General features: G+C 59.9%; 1 protein-coding gene. It reads right to left on the reverse strand.

The genetic code is table 11. The features are described 5' to 3' along the window. The coding region (locus tag VGY55_02010; protein ID HEV2968732.1) for a P-loop NTPase fold protein at positions 1–2,032 on the reverse strand (2,032 nt) is incomplete at both ends.

Here is a 2,032-nt window from a genome sequence, read left to right on the forward strand (position 1 = left end):
TCGGCGAGATCGTCGGCATAGGCCGCATCGATCAGGCGCGGCTCGCGCGCCAGCGCCCGCCAGGTGTCCGGCCATTCCGTCGCGAGCGTCACCCAGATCGCGAGTTGGCGCCAGCGGCGTGCGCCAACTTCTCCATTTTCGCCGGTTTTGTCGGTGCCGAGGTGGTAGTCGAAATATAAACGGCCGACGGTCTCGTAGATTGCGAAGGCGTTGATGATCCGTTTGATTTGTCTTGGGTTGTTGGGAAGCCTGGCCGCGAGCTCGAACAGCACATTGGCCACCTGGCGTTCATACCCCGGATCGGAAGCCGCAGCCGCCACAAGCTTGGTGTTGGCAAGTGCGTCGACGTGCGCTTTCTCGGCTCCCCGTTCCACGGCCTCCTGCTTCGCAAGGTTGACCTGCTCCTCGCGCTTTTCGACGGTCGCGAAATTGTCGATGGCCTCGCCAACTTTCTGCTCGAGCTCCCGAAGCACATCTCCCTGCTCCGATGAACGACCTGTGTCGGGTGGTACGGGCATATCGGTTGCACCGCCCCCCCGATCCGCCCTTCCTTCAAGGACTCCGTCGAGGACGGCCCGGGTGAAGCGCTCGCGAATTTCCGGCTTCATTGCCGGCAGGGTGAAGGACAGCTGGAACATCTTTTCCACGAACCGCTCACCCAACCGGCTTTCCGTACCTACGGTAATGCCGGCGAAATCCTTGTGGTAGATCTCGTGCGCCTTCTCGATCCACGATCGATCGCCGAGCACGAGAACGAACAAACGCGACGAACGGACGATGGTCTGGAACCCGCGCAAGATCTCGACCACCGCGCGCGGCTCGCATCGGTCGATGTCGTCCACGATCAGCAAGACCGGCCGGGCCGCGTGTTCGAGTATCCGCTCGAAGGTATTGCGAAAACGGCCGATCGGATCGCGCACGCCGATCTGCTTATGCTCGGCCGTAAAATCAAGGTCCGGCGTGAGTGACTGACTGATCACCGAAAGAAATGTTGCTATGCTGACGCCGGCAAACCCTAAAACCGCGACAGTCGTCTCGATCATACTCTTGGTTTCAGCTTTGACCGCGGGGCCGGCGAAGTCGAGAATCCTCGTCACGAGACCCGTCTGCCAGGCTACCCCGAATAGAAGAGCAGCCAGACCAATCAAAACGAGCTGATTTCTGAATTTTGCATTCCATATTTGATAAATGAACCGTTCCAGACGAATCATGGGCCAACGCCAACAGCTGCTACATACTCGTCGGGCTGCTAGTGGCTTGTCGCGCCAACCATTCTTAAAGAAACCAACGATGCCGCGTCCTACCTCAGCACGAAGCTCCTTGCATAAGGCACTTTCAATAGTCAGGAACAAGTGCCACCAAGGTGGCTGGACATACTGATCGCGCCAAGCGTTGTAATTGGCGATGATCCACGGCTTACGCGCCTCCTCGGGCCAGCGATTTCGCTCGTCCTCGTTGCGATTCCGCTCGTGCTCGTTGCGAGGTGGATCAAGGAAGAAAATTTCGTCGAGTTTGGTCGCTGCCAATTCATCCGGGCGCGCGAGGGGAGCCACGACCGGCCGCAGAAAATGGTTCTCGGTCAGCGGGCTGTTGCGCGGGTCGAGCACGCGGGCGACGAAGTTCGCAAACGTAGTCTTGCCGCCTCCCCATGGCGAATCGATATGGACGATGAAGGTGTCCGATTGACCCGATGCGGACTTGCCGGAACGCGGTTTGGGTGGCGGATTGGGTCGCCCGGCCTCCGCGCTTACGCCCGGCGCGCAGCCGTTCATCTCGCACCAAATCAGATGCAGCCGCCGGCCCAGGAAGAAGGCGAGCAGGCCGCGATCGAGCGCATCTTCGATTTCGCTCGGCGCATCGGCCCGAAAAGGTACATACGCGTCGAGTTCCACCGGCTCGCCGGGAATTGGAGGCCACGGCAACGAGTCCGGGCGAACTTCCTCTAGATGCATGTAGGGATAGCGCTTGAGCGCCGTCTGGATCGACTCACTTTGGCTGAACACCTGCCAGGCTTCGTCGACGCTGACTGGAA

The sequence above is a fragment of the Pirellulales bacterium genome (genome assembly GCA_035939775.1).
Lineage (GTDB): Bacteria > Planctomycetota > Planctomycetia > Pirellulales > DATAWG01 > DASZFO01.